Source organism: Nitratireductor sp. PBL-C9 (genome assembly GCF_050877045.1).
Classification (GTDB): Bacteria; Pseudomonadota; Alphaproteobacteria; order Rhizobiales; family Rhizobiaceae; genus Nitratireductor; species Nitratireductor aquimarinus.
The window spans coordinates 256693-277024 of sequence record NZ_JBPAXW010000008.1; the positions used below are offsets into that span (position 1 = coordinate 256693).

Genomic DNA, 20332 nt, shown 5'->3' on the forward strand with positions numbered 1-20332 from the left:
CAGATGCTTGAAATATAGGCGCGGGCTTTTTCGGGCGGGGCGTCTACATGCATCGAAACCAGAACGACACCGAGCTGTCCATTTCCGGAACGGCCGTTTCTTCCAGTCATCATTCACAGCACAGCGCGGAGCGCGGCTACGACCGCGACGCAACGGTTCACGAAACCGTGGCGGCGCTGGCGCGCCAGCGCCCCGATGCGATTGCGGTCGGCTTCGACGACGAGCGCCTGACCTATGCGGAACTCGACCGGCTGGCCGCAAAACTTGCCGCCCGCCTCACCGCGATGGGCGTGCGCAGGGGCGACATAGTGGGCCTGCTTCTGCCACGCGCGCTGAAGACGCTGGTTGCCAAGCTGGCGATCCTCAAGGCGGGCGCTGCCTATGCGCCGTTCGACCCGGCCTATCCTCTGGAACACCTTTCCTACATGACGCAGGATTGCGCGCCGCGCGCCCTGATGATCGACGCCGAAAGCGCAGATCTCGCAGCCAGACTTCCCATAAGTGCAGAGCGCCTCATCGACATTGACGCGGCCATGGCCGGGCTGGCTGAGGACAATGCGCCGACCGGCAGCGCCGTGGCCGTCTCGGGCGGTGACGCTGCCTATGTCATGTACACGTCGGGCTCGACCGGGCGGCCCAAGGGCGTGGTCATTCCGCATCGTGGCATTGTGCGGCTGGTGCGCGCGCAGAACTATGTCGACTTCCGCCCGGACGATGTGGTGCTGCACACGGCGACAATCTCTTTCGACGCCGCCACATTCGAGATCTGGGGCGCGCTGCTCAACGGGGCGCGGCTCGCCGGCATTGGCGACCGCACGCTTTCCATGCAGCGCATCGCGAAAACGATTGATGACGAGCGCGTCTCGGTGATGCTGCTCACCACGGGGCTGTTCAACCTTCTGGTCGATCATCCGGGCGGCAGGCTCACCTCGCTTCGGCATGTGTTTTTCGGCGGTGAAGTGGCGTCAGCGGATCATGCGCGGCGGTTTCTCGCCGCTCACCCCACATGCCGCCTGACCAACGCCTATGGGCCGACCGAGGTGACCGTCATCGCCTCGACTTTTGAGGTTCCGGCCGAGTTCCGGGACGACGCGATGCCGATCGGCCACTCCATCGCGCATAGCGGCGTTCACATTCTTGATGATGATCTTCGCGCGCTGCCGCCCGGCCAGGAAGGACAGCTTGCGGTTTCCGGCGACGGGCTCGCCATCGGCTATCTGAACCGGCCGGAGCTGACGCAGGAGCGTTTCGTGACGATCCGCACCGCAGACGGCGAAAGCCTGCGCGTCTATCTGACCGGCGACATGGCGGTGATGGAGGCGGACGGGCTCCTGCATTTTCGCGGTCGCCGCGACCGGCAGGTCAAGATCGACGGCAAGCGCATCGAGCTGGACGAGATCGAGACGGCGCTGCGCCGTGACGCGCATCTGGCAGACGCCGTGGTGCAGTGTCATCAGGCTGGAACGGCCAAACGGCTGGTCGCTTATCTGCGCCCGCGCCCGGAGGGCGGAGCCATAAACGGTTATGACGAGTTGGGCTTTGCGGCTGCGGTTCTCGGGCGGCTGAAGGGCGTCCTGCCGGCCCATATGGTGCCGGGCCGGGCCATTGTTCTGAACGAATTCCCCATGAACCGCGCCGGCAAGGTGGACCGTGCGCGCCTGCCGAACCCGGCTGATGCGCCGGCTTCCGCACCGACTGCGGCAACGCCCCCTGAAGAGGGCATGGAGGCCGTCGTCGCGCGGCACTGGCGCAGCGTTCTTGGAACCGACGCCATCGGCCCGGACCAGAACTTCTTCGACCTCGGAGGCACGTCGATGCAGCTGATGCGCATTCACGCAGCACTCGAACAGGAACTTGGCCGCAGCATCGATGTGGTGACCCTCTTTGAGCACCCGAAAATCCGCATCCTCGCGTGCTTTCTCGAGAAGCAGGCGGCGGACGGCCCGCAGACCGCCGCCGCCCAGAGCCGCGCCGCGAGGCAGAGACAGGTCATGTCGCAATTCCGCCGGAGCAGAGCATGAACGGGCAGAGCACGAAAGAGCACACGACGCCAAACGAACACGCACCGATGGCGGAAGACGATGCGGGCATTGGCAGCATCGCCATCATCGGCATGGCCGGGCGTTTTCCCGGCGCGCCCTCGGTCGATGCGCTGTGGCAGATGGCGCGCGAAGGGCGGCATGCCTTCCGCACCTTTGCGCCCGACGAGATCGAAGACGCCTATGACGACGCCACCCGCGCGTCGCCCGACTATGTGCCCTCGCGGCCCTGTCTGGACGATGTGGGCATGTTCGATGCGGAGTTCTTCGGCATGTATCCGCGCGAAGCGGCGGTGCTCGACCCGCAGTTCCGTCTGTTTCTGGAGCTTTGCTGGGAAGCGCTGGAGAGTGCGGGCTGCGATCCCTTCGCAGCGAAGGACGCCATCGGCGTTTTCGCCGGATCGTCGCTGAGCACCTATCTCATCAACAACATCCTGTCCGACCGGAAGAAGGCGGAGGCCTTCACCTCCGGCTATCAGGTGGACATGTTCAACGAGCTGGTGGGCGCGATCAACGACACGCTGGCAACGCGCGTGGCCTACAAGCTCGACCTGAAAGGGCCTGCTTTCACCATCCAGTCGGCCTGCTCCACATCGCTTCTGGCGGTGACGCAGGCCTGTCAGAATCTCCTGACCTATGGCTGCGACATGGCGCTGGCCGGTGGTGTTTCGATCTCGGTGCCGCAGAAGCGCGGCTACATCCACATGGAAGGCGGCATGGTTTCGCCGGACGGGTTCTGCCGCCCCTTCGATGCGCAGGCGGGCGGCACGGTGTTCGGCAATGGCGGCGGGGTGGTGCTTCTGAAACGGCTGGAAGACGCCATCGCGGATGGCGACACGATCCACGCCGTCATTCGTGGCTATGGCGTCAACAATGATGGCGCGGACAAGGTGGGCTACACCGCGCCCAGCGTGTCCGGTCAGGCCGAAGCCATTGCGATGGCGCTTGCAAGTGCGGGCGTCGATCCGGCGAGCGTTGGTTATATGGAGTGCCACGGCACCGCCACGCCACTCGGCGATCCCATCGAGTTCAACGGCCTGATGAACGCCTTTGGCAGCGCCGGCCCCGAAGGGCACTGCGCGCTGGGCTCCGTCAAAGGCAATATCGGCCATCTGGATGCGGGCGCTGGCGTGACCGGGCTCATCAAGGCGGCGCTCGTGGTGCGCGATGGTGAAATCCCGCCGGTGGCGAATTTCGTGTCGCCCAACCCGCACATGGCGCTCAAAGGCAGCCCCTTCCGCATCCCGACAGGGCTAACGCCATGGAAGGCGCAAGGCGCGACACGCCGCGCCGGCGTCAGTTCCTTCGGGGTTGGCGGCACCAATGCGCATGTGGTTCTGGAACAGGCTCCAGAAACCAGCACGCTGGAAGACCACACCGCCCGGCCGCTCATCCTGCCCCTTTCGGCGCGCAATGAAGCAGCGCTCGCCGCCATGCGTCAGAACCTGGCCGATGCGCTGCGCAAAGGCGCACAGCCGCTCGCCGCCGTGGCGCACACGCTTCAGGAAGGAAGGCACGCTTTTGCCCATCGCTCAGCGGTCGTCGCACGCACGCGCGACGAGGCGATCGCCGGGCTGGAGGCCGAACGCCCGATCAGTGGCGAAGCAGCACCGGAAGCCCCGCCCGTGGTCTTCATGTTTCCGGGCCAGGGCGCACAGCATGTGGGCATGGGCGGCGCGCTTTATGAAAGTGAGCCTGCCTTTGCCGAATGGATCGACCGGGGCGCTGCACTTCTGGAACCGCTGATCGGCCGCGACATCCGCGATTTCATCCGCCTGCCCCAGAACTGCGCGGCAGAAGAGCTTGCCGAAGCGCTGCGCGACACGCAGATCGCGCAGCCTGCGCTGTTCCTCGTTGAATATGCGACGGCGAAACTCTGGATGAGCCGTGGGCTGATGCCCGACGCCATGATCGGCCATAGCGTTGGCGAATTCGTCGCCGCGACGCTTTCAGGCACGATGCGGTTTGAGGACGCGCTGCGTCTGGTGGCTGCGCGCGGAAGGCTGATGCAGGACCAGCCCAGGGGGGCCATGGTTTCGGTGCGCGCCGATGCCGAAACGGCTGCCGCACATTTGACCGACGGGGTGGAGATCGCCGCCGTCAACGCGCCGAAGCTCAGCGTCATCTCCGGCACGTTCGAGGCCATGGACACGACATGCGCCGCGCTCGACGTCGCGGGCATTGCCTATAGCCGGCTGCACACCTCGCACGCCTTCCACTCGGCCATGATGGACGAGGCGGCGCAAGCGCTGGAAGAAGAAACGGCGAAGGTTGAATATGGTCCGGCGACCATCCCTTACATTTCCTGCGTCAGTGGCGACTGGCAGACCGATGCGCAGGGCGCGTCACCCGCCTACTGGGCGCGCCACTGCCGCGACGCCGTGCGCTTTGCCGATGGCATTCAGGCCATCGCGCGCGACCGCCAGCCGGTGTTCATCGAAGTTGGCCCCGGCCGCACGCTTTCGGTCTTCACCGCGCAGACGCTGAAGCGCGACGCCATTGCCGCCATCATCCAGTCCCTGCCCGAACACGACCGCGCGTCCTTCGGTGAAGAAGCCTTCGCCGGGGCGCATGCGCGGTCGTGGATCGCCGGCTGCGCGCTGGACTGGCCGGCCCTGCCGGAAACGGCGCGGCGGAAGATCCCGCTGCCAACCTATCCATTCCAGCGCCAGATGCACTGGATCGACGCACCGAAGCCGGAAAACCGGGCGAGCGCCGCGACCGATGCGCCGCAGGCAGCCCCTCAGCCCGTGGCCCAGACCCAGGCCCCGGCCCAGAGCCAGACAACCATGACAGACGGAACGAGCCCAATGACCGCTGCACCTTCGACAACCGACCGGCCAGCCATGCTGGAAAGCGCCCTGATTGCCCTTCTCGCCGACCTTTCGGGCGAGGAGATGCCTGACGACGCGGCCGGCGCGACCTTCCTCGAGCTTGGCTTCGATTCACTCTTCATCGGCCAGTTCGCGCAGAAGGTGGAGAAGGAATATCGGATCAAGCTCTCCTTCCGCGAATTGCTCGGCAACATTCCGACCATTCATGACTTGGCGCGACACCTGGATGCCGAACTGCCGGCAGATGCCTTGCAGACGGCGTCTCCCCCTCCGGTGAAACAGGTCCCCCCCACGCCGGACGTCGCGCCCGCTGCGCCATCTACCTCGGTGAATGGAACCCCACAGCCGCCTCTCGGGCTCGAGGCGCTGTTCCAGTCTCAGTTGCAGATGGCGCAGCAACTTTTTGCGCAGCAGATGCAGACCATCCAGTCGCTGGGCGGCACGGCGGCAGCGGCAATGCCGCCCCCCGCCGCACAGGAGGCCGCGCCCCCTGCGCCAGCGCCGTCCCCTGCCCCGACACCCGAAACAACCGGTGATGAAAGCGAAATCGGCGGCAGCCGCATCCGTGTCTACAAGCCCGGCGCACAGGCCGGCGATCAGACGCTTTCGCCCGAAAAACGCGCCTTCATCGACGATCTGGTGACGCGTTATTGTGCGAAGAACGCAGGCTCCAGGGCGTTCACGCAAAAGCACCGGCCGCATCTGGCCGATCCGCGCGCAGCCTCGGGCTTCCGCTCCGACTGGAAAGAAATGGTGTTTCCCGTCGTCTCCGACCGGTCAAAGGGATCGCGCATCTGGGACATAGACGGCAATGAGTATATCGACCTCGTGAACGGCATGGGCCAGACGGCCTTCGGCCATGCCCCCGATTTCGTGACCGAGGCGATCCGCGCGCAGGTGGACAAAGGCTTCGCCATCGGGCCGCAGACGCCGCTTGCCGGCGAGGTGGCCGATCTTATCAGCGAGCTGACCGGACACCAGCGCGTGACCTTCTGCAACACCGGTTCCGAAGCGGTGATGGCCGCCATGCGGGTTGCCCGCACGGTGACGGGCCGCGACCGCATCGTCGTATTCGGCAATGATTATCACGGCCAGTTCGACGAGGTTCTGGTGAAGGGGCGCAGCCGCGCGGGACAGCACCGGACGCTGCCGATTGCGGCAGGCATTCCCTCGGATTCGCTCTCGAACATGACCGTTCTGCCCTATGGCGCAGCGGAGAGCCTCGACTGGATCCGCGCCAATGCGGAGGACATCGCCGCCGTCATCATCGAGCCGGTGCAGAGCCGGCATCCCGAATTGCAGCCCGTCGAGTTCGTGCGCGCGCTGCGCGCGGTGGCGACGGAACGCGATTTCGCGCTGGTCTTCGACGAGGTGGTAACCGGCTTCCGCGTCGACCCCGGCGGCATTCAGGCCGTGTGGGGCATTCGCGGAGACCTGGCGACCTATGGCAAGGTGCTGGGCGGCGGCATGCCCATCGGCGTTCTGGCCGGCGACAGCCGCTACATGGATGCGCTGGACGGCGGCAGCTGGGACTATGGCGATGACAGCGTGCCCATGGTCGCGCCGACCTTTTTCGCCGGCACCTTTGTGCGGCATCCGGTGGTGCTGGCCGCAACCCGCGCCGTGCTGCAACACATCAAGGGCGAAGGCCGCGCGCTTTATGACCGGGTGGCCGGTCGCACGGAGCAGCTGGTCACACAGCTCAACACCCAGCTTTCCGAGCGTGGCATCGCCATGCCGATCCACGGCTACAAGAGCTGGTTCGTGACCGATTTCGGCAATGCCGATCCGCTCGGCTCACTGTTCTCCCCCCATGCGCGCCTTCAGGGCCTGCATGTGCAGGACGGCTATCCCTGTTTCCTGACGACCGCGCATTCGGAGGAGGATTTTCAGCGCATTGCCGCCGTGTTCGCAAACACGCTTGATGCCTTGCAGGGGGCCGGCATTCTTCGTGGTGAAGATGCGCAGAGCGCCCCTCTTTCAAAGCCCGCGCCGGAAGTGACGAAAACGGAAACCCCGCCCGCTCCCGCGCAGGCCCCGCTGACCGAAGCGCAGAAGGAAATCTGGCTTGCCGCGCAGGCGGGCGATGAAGCCTCGTGCTCGTTCAACGAATCCTTCAATCTCACGCTCGATGGCGCGCTGGACGAAGCCGCTTTCCGTCGGGCGCTCGATCTGGTGGTGGCGCGGCACAATGCGCTCCACATCAGATTTGCGCGCACCGGCGAACATTTCGAGGTGATGCCCGATTTCCGCATCGACATGCCTCTGACCGGGCTTCCCGATGAAGCGGCGCTGGCCGCGATCATGGACCGCGAGGCCCGCACTGCCTTCGATCTGGTCAATGGACCGCTGGCGCGCGCGGAACTCGTGAAGCTTTCGGCAGACCGGCACGTGCTTGTGTTCACCGCGCACCACATCGTCTGCGATGGCTGGTCGGTGAATGTGCTGGTGGAAGAACTGGCCGAAGCCTATTCGGCGCTCGTGAAGGGCGCGACGCCCGACCTGCCTCCGGCGCTGGCCTTCTCGGCCTATGCGCAGGACCGGGCGAACCGGCCCGGGGCGAGCAGCGAGACGGAACAGTTCTGGCTTTCGCAGTTTGAGACCGTGCCGGATCTGCCAGACATGCCCACCGACCGGCCACGGCCGGAACGGCGCAGCTTTGCCGGCGGCACCTGCACCGCGCATATCGGTGAGGACACCTGCAAGCGGCTGAAGAAGGCCGGCGCAAAGAGCGGCGCGACGCTGTTCTCGACCCTGCTGTCAGCGCTGCAGGTGATGGTGTCGCGCCTTTCCGGCAGCAACGACATCGTGATCGCCGTGCCTTCTGCGGGCCAGAGCCTTGTCGGCGAAGAAACGCTGGTCGGCCATTGCGTGAACCTCTTGCCGCTGCGCCAGACGCTTGACGAGGACCGCGCCTTCTCCGCCCATCTGAAGGACACACAGACGCTCGTTCTGCAGGCCTTCGAGCATCAGGACTACACCTATGGAACGCTGGTGCGGAAACTCGGGCTGAAGCGTGACCCGAGCCGCCTGCCGCTCACCGAAATCCAGTTCAACCTGGAGCGCATGAGCAAGGGGCTCGACTTTGGCGGACTGTCGGCGAACGTGACGCCCAATCCCAAGGCGTTTTCCAATTTCGACATGTTCCTCAACATGATCGAGAGCAGCGACGGTATCCGCATTGATGTCGATTACAATGGCGATGTGTTCGACCCGGAGACCATTGAGCGCTGGCTCGGTCACTTCGCCACGCTGGCGGCGGCGCTGGCCGACGACATCGATGCGCGGATCGAACGCCTGCCGCTTCTCTCGAATGATGAGGCGGCATGGCTGACCCATGGTCTGAACCAGACCGAGACGCCCTGTGAAAGCGAGCGCTTCGCCTTCGAACTTTTCGGCGACCGGGCTGCTGAGACACCTGACGCCATCGCAGCCATGCATGGCGATGAAACGATCACCTATGGCGAACTGGATGCGCGAAGCTGGCAGCTTGCCCGCCTGCTTCAGGAAAAGCTCTTCATCCCCGGCCGTCGCATCGCGGTGGCGCTGGACCGGTCCATCGACATGCTGGTCACGCTGCTGGCGATCATGAAGGCAGATCACATCTATGTGCCGCTCGACCCGGATCATCCCGAAGCGCGTCTCAGCCAGACCATGGACGCAGCCCACATCGCCGCCTTGATCTGCCGGGATCAACGCATTGCCGCGCTTGCAAGCCACGATGTGCTGCCGATCCGGCTGGATCAAGAACGTGCGGCCATTGCCGCACAGGATGCCGCACCGCTTCAGATCCGCGCACATGGCACATCGCAGGCGGCCTATATCATCTTCACATCCGGCTCGACCGGTGTGCCCAAAGGGGTGGAAGTGCCCCACAGCGCGCTGGTAAACTTCCTCACCTCCATGGCGAAGGAACCCGGCTTCACGGCGCAGGACACGCTTCTGGCCGTCACCACCATCTCCTTCGACATTGCTGCACTCGAACTGTATCTGCCGCTCATCTGCGGCGGGCGGGTGGTGATCGCCGACCGGCTGCAGGTGCAGGACGGGTTCCAGCTCGTGCACCTTCTGAACGCGTGCGGGGCGAGCGTGCTCCAGGCGACGCCGACGCTCTGGCAGATGCTGATCGAGGCGGGGCTTGGCGAACGTCCGGCGCTCAAAATGCTGTGCGGCGGTGAGCCCCTGCCACCGGCGCTGGCGCGCAGCCTGATCGAAACCGGCGGCGAATTGTGGAACATGTACGGGCCGACGGAAACGACGATCTGGTCGTCCGTGGCGCGCATCGATGATGCGGATGCGCCCATCACCATCGGCCATCCGATCGCCAACACGCAGCTTCACATACTCGATGCGCGGGGCCGGATCGCGCCGGTTGGCGTGACGGGCGAGCTGAACATTGGCGGCGACGGCCTCGCCATCGGCTATTTCGAGAATGGCGAACAGACCCATGCGGCCTTCCGCAACGTCTCCATTGGCGGCGTTCCGCAACGGCTCTATAAGACGGGCGATGTGGGGCGGCGCATGCCTGACGGCTCGCTCCAGCTTCTGGGCCGCCGCGACAACCAGATCAAGCTGCGCGGCTTCCGCATCGAACTTGGCGACATCGAGGCGGTGGTTTCGGCGGCGGAGGGCGTGCGGCAGTGCGCCGTGGCCGCACCCGTGAACCGAAATGGCGATCGGCAGCTTGTCTGTCATTTGGTGCCCGATGATCCAGCGAACCCGCCACGCCCGGATGCGCTGAGCGCGCATGCAAAGGCGCATCTTCCGGGCCACATGGTCCCCGCCTTCTGGGTCGAGGCCGAAGCGCTTCCGCAGACGGCCAATGGCAAACTCGACCGCAAGACGCTGGAACAAAAGGGCATTCCGCGTCAGGAAGCGGCCATCATCCGAACCGCGCCGCGCACACCGATGGAGGAGAAGCTCTCGGCCATCTGGCGCGACGTGCTGAACATTCCCGAGATCGGCGTCGAGGAAAACCTCTACGCGCTGGGCGCGGATTCGCTCAGCATCTTCCGCATCGCCGCAAGGATGATCGACGCCGGCCTGCCGCTGGAGGCGCGGCATCTTCTTCAGCACCCGACCATCGGCGAACTGGCGCTGATCGCCGAGGAAGCGGGCGATGAGCCGGTCAATGGCGTGCAGCCGCACGTGCCCTCGCTCAAGGATTTCCGGCATGGCGCACGCCGCCGCATGGAGGCGCACTGATGACCGACACGGAGCACCGCCCGCTTGCCGAGGGGGCAGACGAGATCATCGGCGAATTCCCCTGCACGCAGACGCAATTGCGCTGCTGGTTTCTGGACCGCTTGAGCCCGGGAAACCCGGCGCTCAACGTGGCCGTGCGTTGGGAAATCCGGGGTGATTTCAAGACCGAGAGCATCGAAACGGCCTTTCGGCAGATCATCGACAGGCACGAGATCCTGAGAACGCGCTTTATCGAAATGGGCGGGCAGCCCGTGCAGCAGGTGGTGCGGGCGGTCTCGTTTCGCATGCCGGTGATCGATCTGCGCCATGTGCCGGCCGACCAGCGCGAGGCGCGCGTCCAGTCGATCAGCAAGGAGACGGCGGCGGCACCCTTCGATCTTGGCCAGGCGGGGCTCTTCCGCGTCACGCTCCTGATGGTGGAGAACCGGCGCGGCTTCATCCTGATCACCGCGCATCAGTCCTGCTTCGATGGCTGGTCGATCCGGGTTCTGGGGCGCGAGCTTGGCGAACTGGCTGCCGCCATCGACGCCGAACGCCCGGCGCAGCTGCCGGAACTTGCGCTGCAATATGGCGACTTCGCGCTCTGGCAGGACGAGTACCGCAACAGCTATGGTTTCGAGACCGAGAAGACCTATTGGCGCGAACAGCTGCGCGATGCGCCCTATTTCGAGATCCCGCCCGACCGGCCGCGCGGACGCGTGAAGACCAGCCGTGGCGAAATCCTCTCCGCCGTGCTTCCGATGGAGCTCGGCGAGCGGATCGAGGCGGCGGCGCGGGCGCAGCATGTTTCGCTGTTCAGCTATGGCGCGGCGGTGATCAGCGCAGCGCTGCATCACTATTCCGGCAGCCGCGAAATCCTGTTCGGAACGCAGATCGCCGGGCGCGAGGATGTGGATCTGGAAAGCCTGATCGGCGTCTTCATCAACAATCTTGTGCTGCGCTTCGACATTGCCGACGATCTGAGCTTCGCCGATCACCTGGCGCGGGTGAGCGCCACGGTGGGGGCCGCGCTCAATCATCAGAAAATGCCGTTCAACAATCTGGTGGAGCTGGTCAATCCGGCACGCGATCCCTCGCGCAATCCGCTGGTTTCGCTGAACTTCAACCAGCAGAAGGCGTTTCTGGAAGACACGCGCTATGGCGATTTCGAGCTGATCAGCGCGCCCTCGCAGTCGCCGGGCGTCATCTACGATCTGAACTTCATCATGATTGGCCGCCCGACCGGCTGGCGCATGTCGGTGGAATACAACACCGATCTGTTCGATGAGGCGACGGCGCAGGAACTGCTCGACCTCTGGCGGAAGGCCTATGCCTTCGCGCTGGCCGACCCGCAGGCGAAGATCGGCGACATGAAAGGCCCCGTGCGCGCACCCGCTTCACCGCAGGAGACGCGCGCAGAACCGGCTTCGCGCGTGGAAGCCCTGCTTCTTGCGCATCGTGACGTGGCCGATGCGGCGGTCAGGCGCGATGCCTCCGGTGCGTCTCACGCCTATGCGGCGCCGGCTGCCGGCCTTGCCACACCGCTTGAAACGCTGCCGGCGCATCTCACCGCCTATCTGGCAGAACGGCTGCCTGACGACGAGATGCCGGCGGGCATAAGCATTCTGCTTGCCCTGCCGCGTCGGGCTGACGGCGCGCTTGATGATGCAGCACTTCCCATGCCCGACCCCATGCCTGCGCCCGTCGCTCCGCCAGCAGCACGCAAGGTATCGCCACCAGCGGATCGGGAGGCGGAGCTTGGCCGGGTGTGGGCGCGCGTTCTCGCTGTGCCGCAGGTGCAGGGAAGTGATGATTTCTTTGCGCTCGGCGGCCATTCGCTTCTGGCGCTGCGCATGTTCTCGGCAATGCGCGAGACCTTCGGCGTGCAGCCGGACCTGGCGGTGCTTTTCAAGGAGCCGACGCTTTCAGGCTTTGCCCGCGCGGTCTTCGGTGAGGCGGAAGCGCCTGTCTCGGACCCGACACCCGCTGCGCCGCCTGATGTGGAAACGGCGGAGCAGAACCCGGCGATCATCGACTGGGAAACCACCATCTACCGGCAGGGCAGTGGCGATTGCGCGATCTACACGCTCAATCACCCCTTCCTCTATTACCGGATGGCCAAAACGCTTCCCGGCCACGCCTCGGTCGTGAACCTGCACATGTTCAACGCCCGGATCGATGCGGAAACGGAAAACCTGTCGCTGGAGCAGATCGCCGGCGATGCGGTGGACGCCATGCAGCTTGGCGACCGGCCCAAAACGGTGGCGCTGGTGGGCCTTTGCGTGAACGGCATTCTGGCGGCGGAGATGACGCGGCAGATCCGCCTCAAGGGCCATGATGTGAGCTTTGTGGCGCTGATCGACAGCTGGGCTCCGGGCTATGTACGCTCGCAGCCACGCTTCACCCGCTGGCGCTGGAACACCGAGAAACGCGCCAAGCGCCTGCTCTACTTCACCGGCAAGCTGATCCGCGGCCGCATTTCGATGATGACCTATCTGAAAGAGTTCAGCTTTTCGCTGAAGCTGGTGGAGCGCTATGCGCCGGACCGGGCGCTGAACCCCGAGGAAGAGGCAAACGAGGCGGTGACGCAGTTTCTGGTGCGGGCAGCGCGGCGCTACACCCCGCGCGCGCTCACAGGCGAAACGGTGCTCCTGTTCCGCAGCCAGGCGAACCATCCGCGCGCCAAGCCGCTCCTGTTTGGCTGGCGCGGTTTCGTGCCGGATGATTCACCCGTGTTCGACCTGCGTGGCTGGCATGAGGATTCGCTCAGCGACAGCGGCATCGACAAGCTCTCGACCGTGCTCGGCGAGCGCCTTGAACTGGGAGGCGGCTCTGAACGCTAAGGGAAAACCGGCCAGCAACAGGAAGCCGCAGGCGCGTCCCCTGCGGATCGGGATTGTGCGCGCCATCGGGCAGACCTTCGAAAACTGGGAACTGCTTTTGATCGAGCGCCTGCTCTCGGACCGGCGCTTCAGGCTGGTCGCGTTCCTCACCGATCCCGCTCCACACCATGCGGCCCGACCCGGCCTTCTGGCCGGAACGGTGGCGCGGATCGACAATTCGCTTTTCGCGCGCCAGCCCGCCTATCGCGCACGCCGCTTCGAGCGCGCGCGCAGTTCCATCGTGAGCATTCCGCTGGACGAAACCGGAGAGAACAGCGACCGCCACAGGCTGGAGCTCGATCTGGTGCTGCGCCATTGCGAGGGCGCGCTGCCGGAAACGCTGACCGAAAGCCTTCGTTTCGGCATTTGGTCGCTCAGCCATGTCTTCACCCAGTCCGGACCCGTGAACTGGGAGGGCATGGGCGATGTGGCCGAAGGCGCGCCGACGAGCCATCTCTCGCTGTTCGTCGAGACTGCGCGCCAGCCGGATCGGCGCGCGATTGCGGAGGCGGAGTTCAATGTGAAGTTCAGCGCCGCGCGCAACAACGCCTTCATGAAGGAGAAATCGGTTCTGCTTCTGGTTCGGGAACTGCGGCGGCTGGCCGAGACCCGGAAACTGCCGAAACCACTGAAAGCGGCTGACAGTGTTCAACCTGCTGCACCGCCCGGCCTTCTGACGACCGGTCGCTATGCGGCAGCACTTGCGAAGAACGTGACGCAGCGGGCGCTGAAATCCGTGCGCCGCTCCTCCCATCAGGACACGGCGGTGTGGACGCTCTACAGCGGGCGCGGGTCCATTGACGATTTCGATCCGAGCGAGGCTACGGAAATCCCGCCAACGGACACGGCCATCAAGGCCGATCCCTTTCTCTTTCACCATCAGGGAAAGACCTATCTGTTCTACGAGAATTACGGGCGCGGCGACACAAGAGCGCATATCGCGGTTGGCGAGATCACGCGGCGCGGCTTCGAGCCCATCGGCATTGCGCTTGGCGGTGAGGAACACCTCTCGTTTCCCTTCGTTTTCAAGCATGGGGACGAGATTTTCATGATGCCGGAAACGCATCAGCGAAAGCGCATCGAAATCTGGCGCGCGGTTAGCTTTCCGCTGATCTGGGAGCCCTATTCGCGGGCGCTCGAAGGCTGGTCGGCCGCTGACAGCACGCTGTTCCACCATCGCGGCCAGTGGTGGCTTTTCACCAATCTGTCAGAGCATCACGCTTTCGAAGATCATTGCTCGGCGCTCTACGCTTTCCAGGTCGATGGCCCGGAACTCAACCGGCTTGTGTCGCACCGGCGCAACCCGGTGGTGATCGGCAGCGCCACGGCGCGCAATGGTGGCCGCATCTTCTCGCGCCATCGCCGCCTCTACCGGCCCGCGCAATACAATGCCCATGGCATTTACGGATACGGTCTCAACATCATGGAGATCGAGCATCTGGACATGGAAGACTATCGGGAAACCTGCGTGCGGCGCATCCTGCCCGACTTCAAGCCGGGCCTGAGCGGCTGCCACCATTTCGATGCCAGCGGCTCCCGCTACATTCTGGATGCACGCCTCAACGCCTGAGAGCGCTCAAGGCGAGCGCCCGGATGCCAGGCGCCGCGCGTTTCGCGCCCCGGAGCCGGTTGCCGGCGACCGCGATAGTTGAGCGCAACGGCGTTGCCGGCCGTCATCGCGGCCACCGCACCGATATAGCCGCGCGGCAGCGCAAGGTTGGCAAGCCGCCACTGGGCCGGTGCATCGGCAACGCCATCCAGCCTCAGAAGCCGCGGCTGACCTTCCGGGTCGATGGTGACATCGAAGGATTCAAGCGGCAGCGAAAGCCCTGCCCCGTGCGCTTTCACGAAGGCTTCCTTGCGGGTCCAGCAGCGGAAGAACGCTCCCAGATAATCCTGCGAGGGAACCGCGGCGAGCGCCTCGTTCTCTGCCGGCGAAAAGAAATGCGCGGCCAGGTTTTCCCGAAACGGCAGAACCCGCTCGATGTCGATGCCCAGCCGGTAGCGGTCCGATACGGCGAGCACCGCCATGCCCCCGCTATGGCTCAGGTTGAAGTGAAGCGGTGGTTCGCCGCGTCCGGCCAGCCGTGGTTTGCCAAAGGCATTGTAACTGAAGGAAAGACGCCTTGCGGGAACACCGAGATACGCCCCCAGAATGGCCCGCAGCCGGCCCCGCCCGGCGATGAAGCGCAGGCGGTGCCTCTCATGCACGAAGCGTCCTGCGCGTGCGAATTCCGCCTCATCGAGAGCGGAGACGAGCTGCGGCAGCGCATCTAGGGGAACATCAAGCGACCATTGCCAGACATCAATCGTGCTGGCGCCAATACCGATCGGTTTAAGATGCATAGGACAACCGCCTTTCCTGTGAACTCTGGCCGGCCATGCGGCGGGCAAGATAGGCCATGAGCGCCGTCGGATAGTTCTCGCCAAGGCTGATGCGGCAGGTGCGCTTGAGAATGTCGAGCGAGCGGGCGCACATGTCCGGCCCGTAATCCACGCTGGCCTTTGCCCAGCCATAGGGGTTCATGGCCGGATGGAAGGCGCGCTTTTCAAGGATCGGCGTCCAGTGGGTGCAGACATGACGGCTGGAATCGAAGACCCGATACACGCCGCGCCTGTGTTTTGCGGCAAACGTCTTCGCCTCCTCTTCGGTCTCGAAAAGAAGGTGAAGGCCAACCGCATTCTGCGGATCATTGTGCGGCCCCAGCCGGAAGGCGTCGCAGCCCGACAGGATGCGCGCCATGACCTGATGCCGCCGGCGCATGCGCTTCAGCATCGGGTCGAGTTTCGCGAGCTGCACATTCAGCATCGCGCCCTGGATCTGGCTTGCCTTGAAGTTCACGCCGAAGAAACTGGGCTCGTTGTAATTGTCGAGATGGCCGCGAAAGAGCTCGCCCACGTCATGATACATGCGCGCGCGGGCAAAGAAGCGGTCGCTCTGCGAGGCTACCGCCCCGCCCTCGCCGATATTGATGTTCTTGAACTGGTTGAAGCTGAACGCGCCAATGTCGCCAATGGTGCCCACACGCCGGTCACGATAGGTGAGACCGACCGCCTGGCACGCATCCTCGATGACAAGCAGGCCATGCTTTCGCGCCAGCGCCATGATCGCTTCCATGTCGCAGACCATGTTGGCCATGTGCACGGGCAGGATCGCGCGGGTGCGCGGCGTGATCCGGCGCTCGATGTCGTCGGGGTCCATGGTCAGCGTTTCGTCGATGTCGACAATCACCGGCACGGCCCCAACCGCAAGCACGGCGGCGGCGGTGGCGATCCACGTATAGGCGGGCACCAGAACCTCATCGCCCGGCCCCACGCCTGAAGCTGCAAGGCCGCAGATCAGCGCCCCGGTGCCGCTGCTGACGGTGAGCACATGCCTGATGTCGAACTGTTGCGAAAACGCCTTCTCGAACCGGTCGAGCGGCCCTTCGCCCGGTCCCCCATAACGCGCCAGACGACCAGAGGCGATGACCCTTCCGATGGCCAGCCACTCACGCAAACCAACCTTTGCCATAGTGTTTTCCCGCTTTGCCGGCGGGCGGCTTCATGCCCGGTCTGCGCGGTGCGCAGAAGGGGCACGTCGCTTGCGCCGCGGCGCCCCATTTACGCTTCGAGCCTATGCCGCGCCCAAGGGGTTTTCAAATAATCCAATCATCCGAAACAGGGGCGCTGCGGCCCTACCCGGCCATGGCCAAAACCCTTAGCAAGTAGCCCCTTCTATGCAATTTGGATGAATTCGGCCTGGGCCGTGTTTTTGCTAGCCTTGCTGCGGGGTTTTCACGGCGCGGCAAGCCGTTTTGTCCATGGCTGAGCCGCCCTCTCAGGTGGCAATGTGTCCGATATAGACTTGCGAACCATGCCTTCCGGCACTCAGTTCGAAGCCGATCTCGCCCTTGTGGGCGCGGGACCGGCAGGGCTGGCGATTGCCCGCGAGTTTGCCGACACGCCCGTAAAGGTTCTGCTGATCGAAAGCGGCGGCACGGATTTCGAACCGGACGCGCAGACACTGAACCGGGTGGAAAATGTCGGCGACCCGAATGCGCGGGACGCCATGCCGCTCCAGCGCGGCTATACGGGCGATCTCGCCTGGCTCAACGATATTCCCGCCTTCGAACTGCGCAACCGTCTGGTCGGCGGCAGCACCCACACCTGGGTGGGCAAATGCGCCGCCTTCGATGACATCGATTTCGACATGCGCAAATGGGTTCCCGGCTCCGGCTGGCCCTTTCCGCGCCGCGATCTCGCCGGCGAGCTGGACCGTGCGGCGGAACTGCTCAATCTCGGCCCCAACATCTATGACAGGGCGCTTTATCACCGGCTGGTCTCGCCGCCGGCAGAAATAGATCTGAACGACGATCTGGTGCGCACCTTCTTCTGGCAGTTCAGCCACAGGACGGGCAGCAGCGAGCCGCTGCGTTTTGCCGACATCGCGGCCAGGCTGACGGCGAAGAACATTGACATTCTCACCCATGCGACCGTCACCCGCATCGGCCTTTCCGAAAATGGACGGCGGATCGAGACGCTCGACCTGAAGAGCCTTTCGGGCGTCGAGGCGAGCGTGCGGGCGCGCAAGGTGGTTCTGTGCTGCGGCGGCATCGAGAATGCGCGGCTTCTGCTTGCCTCGAACGACGTGGCGAAAGAGGGCATCGGCAATGAACGCGACTGCGTGGGTCGGTATCTTGCCGATCATCCGCGCACCGTGATCGCCCGGTTCGGCAGGGACACGCTGCAGGACGTGGCCGAGCATTTCGGCTTTTACGGCCTGACGCACAATCACCGCACGCATTTCTATCTGCGCGGACTGGCGCTGAGCCCGCGTCTTCAGGCCCGCGAAGGGCTGCTCAACTGCGCCACCTATCCGGTGCAGATGCTTGCACCGACCGACCCGTGGGTGGCGCTCAAGCGCTTTTATGCCGGCAGGCAGCGGTTTCGGCTCAGCGATCTGCGCACGGCCCTTGCCGCGCCCGGCGGGCTGGCGGCTGGCCTGCACCGCCGGCTCATCATGAAACGCGGCCTGCCGCGCCAGATGACGGAACTGCGCTTCGACGCAATGGTCGAGCAGCGTCCCAACCGCGAAAGCCGGGTGGCGCTTTCATCGCGGCGCGATCCGCTTGGCATCCCCATGCCGCGCGTCAACTGGAAGATAGGCTGGGCGGAAACGGCCAGCGTGGCGCGGCTTGCCGAGTTGATCTCGGCGGAGTTCTGGCGGGTGGGCCTGCCGCAGCCAGGTCTTGAACAATGGGTTCTGGACGAAGACTTCAAACACGCGCCCTTTGCCGACATGGCGCATCCCGCCTGCACCACCCGCATGGGCGAAGACCCGTCGTCCAGCGTGGTCGACCGCAATGCGCAAATTCATGGCGTCGAAGGGCTTTATGTGGCAGGAAGCTCCGTCTTTCCAACGCCCGGCCATGCGAACCCGACGCTGATGATCCTCGCGCTGACCCTGCGGCTGGCAGACCACCTGAAAGCACGGCTCTTGCGCTGAAGGCCCCTGCCGGGGTTTCCTCTAGCCTTCGGACTTCAGCCAGCCGGTCCATTTCCAGCTTGCATAGAGAACGCTCAGATAGATCAGTGCGCCGACGAGCACCTGAACGGCCATCTGCGAATAACTGGGCAGATGCGCTTCGGCGGGCCAGTGCGCAAGCGACGAGACACCCACGAACATGACCGCAGCAGCGAGCCCGATCAGACCGCTATTGGCCGCGATGCGGGACCAGTCGAGCCGGCCATAGCGCGCCTGATACCAGATCGAGAGCCCGCCGGCGAAGACAGCCGCCACGCATTGACCGAGCGCCGCATAGACAAGCCCGAAAGGCGCAAGCGCAACCATCATGCCGATGGAGGTGACACTGATCATCAGCGAGAGCGGCCAGAGCCGGCTCACCTCGCCACGCACCGAAAGCAGCGGTTCGGTCACATAACCCTGGAACATGAGCAATTGCCGAACGGCGAGGATCTTCACCACCAGCGCCACCGGCGCCCAGCCGCTGCCAAGCGCGATATCCACCAGATTGGTCGCCACCAGAAGAAGGCCGACATAGACAGGGGCAGCCACGGCGAAAAGCACCGGCAGGAAGACGTTGCCCGCCCGCGTGATCGCATCGTCACCCGTCCCTGCATCCTGATTGCCGGCACGGCGGAAGATCACCCAGGCGAGAAGACGCGCCGGCTCGCCGACGAGTTCGGAAAAGGCAGCGACGATGCGCTCGGCCGCCCGGTAATAGCCCGCATCGGCAAGGCCAAGCAGGCTGCCCACAAGCAGCGTTCCCGAATAGGCGCGGCCGAAAACGATGAGCCGCACGCTCACAATGTAGCGCGCGAAGTGGATCACTTCGGCCAGCACGCTGCGGTCCGGCAAGCGCGGGGCGATCCAGCCCAGCACCCAGATGCCGCCAAGGACATTGAGGAGGTTCGTGACAAGACGACCGATTACCAGCGCGACGATGTTCCAGCCCGCCCAGAGGCCGAACAGCGCCACCACCAGACCGCCCGCCTCGCTGATCATGCGGATGATCGCCTGACGGTTGAGCATATGGCGATGAACGAGCGTGCCGTCATAGACCGTGTTAAGCGCGGCGGGCACGAACCACAGTGTGAAGAGCGCGAACAGCCAGGATTGCCACACCGGGAACCACAGCCCGCCAACGATCAGAACGCTCCAGAGGCCAAGCAGCGTGAAGCCGCTGCCGCTCAGGAGTGCGATTGCCGCAAGCTCGGGAAGCCTTTGCTCGCCATGTTCGGAGCGCATGATGAACTCGGCCCACCCGCCTTCGCTGACCACGACCAGCAGAAACGCGATGGCCGAGACGAAGGCGAAGAGGCCGAATTCGGCCGGTTCCAGCACATGGGCGGCAGCCACGAAAACGGCAAGCTGCGCCACCTGCGCGAACAGCCGGGCCACCATGACCCAGACCCCGCCGCCCAGCAATGTGGAGAGCGGCAGACCGAGAAAGCCGGCGGGCTGTGTGTCATCCTGCCGAGGTTTGTGATCCGGTTTCACCTGCCGTTCCCCCCGCCGCTATTCACCTGCGCGGGCGCATCAGCTACGCTTTCCTTGAAATGACCGATGATTCGCCGTCTCTGGCGGTGCATAAATCGGAAGTGCGGTTGCATGGATTTCGATGCCCGATCTCGGTGCGGCCCGGCGTTGAGACAGGGGCTGCAGATGGTTGCGGTTCCTCGTGAGCGGTTACAGCTTTGGTGCTTTTCGGCGAACAACGAGCAGACAGTGCGAGACGCGAGTAAAGAAGACCAGATGAACCAGGGTTTCCTGGCCCGGCCCTTCAAGGCGATCAGCGCAAAGATCGCCACGCGTTGGATTGTTATTGCCTTCTGTCTTGTCGTCTGGCTGGCCGTTGTCTTTCTCTACCTCCTCTAGAATTCCCGTGTG

At 64.6% G+C, this 20332-nt stretch carries 9 protein-coding genes; 6 read left to right on the top strand and 3 right to left on the bottom strand.

Annotation, left to right across the window (positions count from 1 at the left end):
- The first annotated feature begins 47 nt into the window (after nt 1–47).
- The 4 genes from ACRTG1_RS17910 to ACRTG1_RS17925 are packed head-to-tail and all read left to right on the top strand — an operon-like array spanning nt 48 to nt 14509.
- Nucleotides 48–2021 carry a non-ribosomal peptide synthetase gene (locus ACRTG1_RS17910; RefSeq protein WP_432516760.1) on the top strand — a complete coding sequence of 658 codons (1974 nt, stop codon included), beginning with the start codon at nt 48–50 and terminating at the stop codon, nt 2019–2021.
- Nucleotides 2018–10078: an amino acid adenylation domain-containing protein gene (locus ACRTG1_RS17915; protein ID WP_432516761.1), complete on the top strand. Its 8061-nt coding sequence runs from the start codon at nt 2018–2020 to the stop codon at nt 10076–10078. Before ACRTG1_RS17910 ends, ACRTG1_RS17915 begins: the two co-directional genes overlap by 4 nt.
- The gene (locus tag ACRTG1_RS17920; RefSeq protein ID WP_432516762.1) at nt 10078–12900 is read left to right on the top strand and encodes a condensation domain-containing protein; all 2823 of its coding nucleotides are present in this window, start codon (nt 10078–10080) and stop codon (nt 12898–12900) included. The genes ACRTG1_RS17915 and ACRTG1_RS17920 overlap by 1 nt, the downstream gene beginning before the upstream one ends.
- Nucleotides 12872–14509 carry a glucosamine inositolphosphorylceramide transferase family protein gene (locus ACRTG1_RS17925; RefSeq protein WP_432516763.1) on the top strand — a complete coding sequence of 546 codons (1638 nt, stop codon included), beginning with the start codon at nt 12872–12874 and terminating at the stop codon, nt 14507–14509. The genes ACRTG1_RS17920 and ACRTG1_RS17925 overlap by 29 nt, the downstream gene beginning before the upstream one ends.
- Here ACRTG1_RS17925 and ACRTG1_RS17930 read toward each other — a convergent pair.
- Together ACRTG1_RS17930 and ACRTG1_RS17935 are read right to left on the bottom strand one after the other, a co-directional pair.
- Nucleotides 14479–15285 carry a 4'-phosphopantetheinyl transferase family protein gene (locus tag ACRTG1_RS17930; RefSeq protein ID WP_206545804.1) on the bottom strand — a complete coding sequence of 269 codons (807 nt, stop codon included), beginning with the start codon at nt 15283–15285 and terminating at the stop codon, nt 14479–14481. The two genes, ACRTG1_RS17925 and ACRTG1_RS17930, sit on opposite strands and share 31 nt — an antisense overlap.
- The gene (locus ACRTG1_RS17935) at nt 15275–16453 is read right to left on the bottom strand and encodes a DegT/DnrJ/EryC1/StrS family aminotransferase (RefSeq protein ID WP_432516764.1); all 1179 of its coding nucleotides are present in this window, start codon (nt 16451–16453) and stop codon (nt 15275–15277) included. Before ACRTG1_RS17935 ends, ACRTG1_RS17930 begins: the two co-directional genes overlap by 11 nt.
- Nucleotides 16454–16795: 342 nt before the next feature.
- Here ACRTG1_RS17935 and ACRTG1_RS17940 point away from each other — a divergent pair, with 342 nt between their 5' ends.
- A complete protein-coding gene (locus tag ACRTG1_RS17940; RefSeq protein ID WP_432516765.1) occupies nt 16796–18427 on the top strand; it encodes a GMC oxidoreductase in 1632 nt (543 codons plus the stop codon).
- Nucleotides 18428–18448: 21 nt separating this feature from the next.
- On the opposite strand, the gene ACRTG1_RS17945 is transcribed toward ACRTG1_RS17940, so the two are convergent.
- Nucleotides 18449–19942 carry an oligosaccharide flippase family protein gene (locus tag ACRTG1_RS17945; protein ID WP_206547210.1) on the bottom strand — a complete coding sequence of 498 codons (1494 nt, stop codon included), beginning with the start codon at nt 19940–19942 and terminating at the stop codon, nt 18449–18451.
- Between the two features lie 111 nt (nt 19943–20053).
- Here ACRTG1_RS17945 and ACRTG1_RS17950 point away from each other — a divergent pair, with 111 nt between their 5' ends.
- On the top strand, nt 20054–20320 hold the full coding sequence (locus ACRTG1_RS17950) for a hypothetical protein (protein ID WP_206545800.1): 267 nt from the start codon (nt 20054–20056) through the stop codon (nt 20318–20320).
- Nucleotides 20321–20332: the final 12 nt, after the last annotated feature.

Coding starts and splice junctions, on each gene's coding strand:
- ACRTG1_RS17910 (WP_432516760.1), top strand. CDS start 48: ATGCATCGAAACCAGAACGACACCGAGCTGTCCATTTCCGGAACGGCC.
- ACRTG1_RS17915 (WP_432516761.1), top strand. CDS start 2,018: ATGAACGGGCAGAGCACGAAAGAGCACACGACGCCAAACGAACACGCA.
- ACRTG1_RS17920 (WP_432516762.1), top strand. CDS start 10,078: ATGACCGACACGGAGCACCGCCCGCTTGCCGAGGGGGCAGACGAGATC.
- ACRTG1_RS17930 (WP_206545804.1), bottom strand. CDS start 15,285: ATGCATCTTAAACCGATCGGTATTGGCGCCAGCACGATTGATGTCTGG.
- ACRTG1_RS17935 (WP_432516764.1), bottom strand. CDS start 16,453: ATGGCAAAGGTTGGTTTGCGTGAGTGGCTGGCCATCGGAAGGGTCATC.
- ACRTG1_RS17940 (WP_432516765.1), top strand. CDS start 16,796: ATGCCTTCCGGCACTCAGTTCGAAGCCGATCTCGCCCTTGTGGGCGCG.
- ACRTG1_RS17950 (WP_206545800.1), top strand. CDS start 20,054: ATGGATTTCGATGCCCGATCTCGGTGCGGCCCGGCGTTGAGACAGGGG.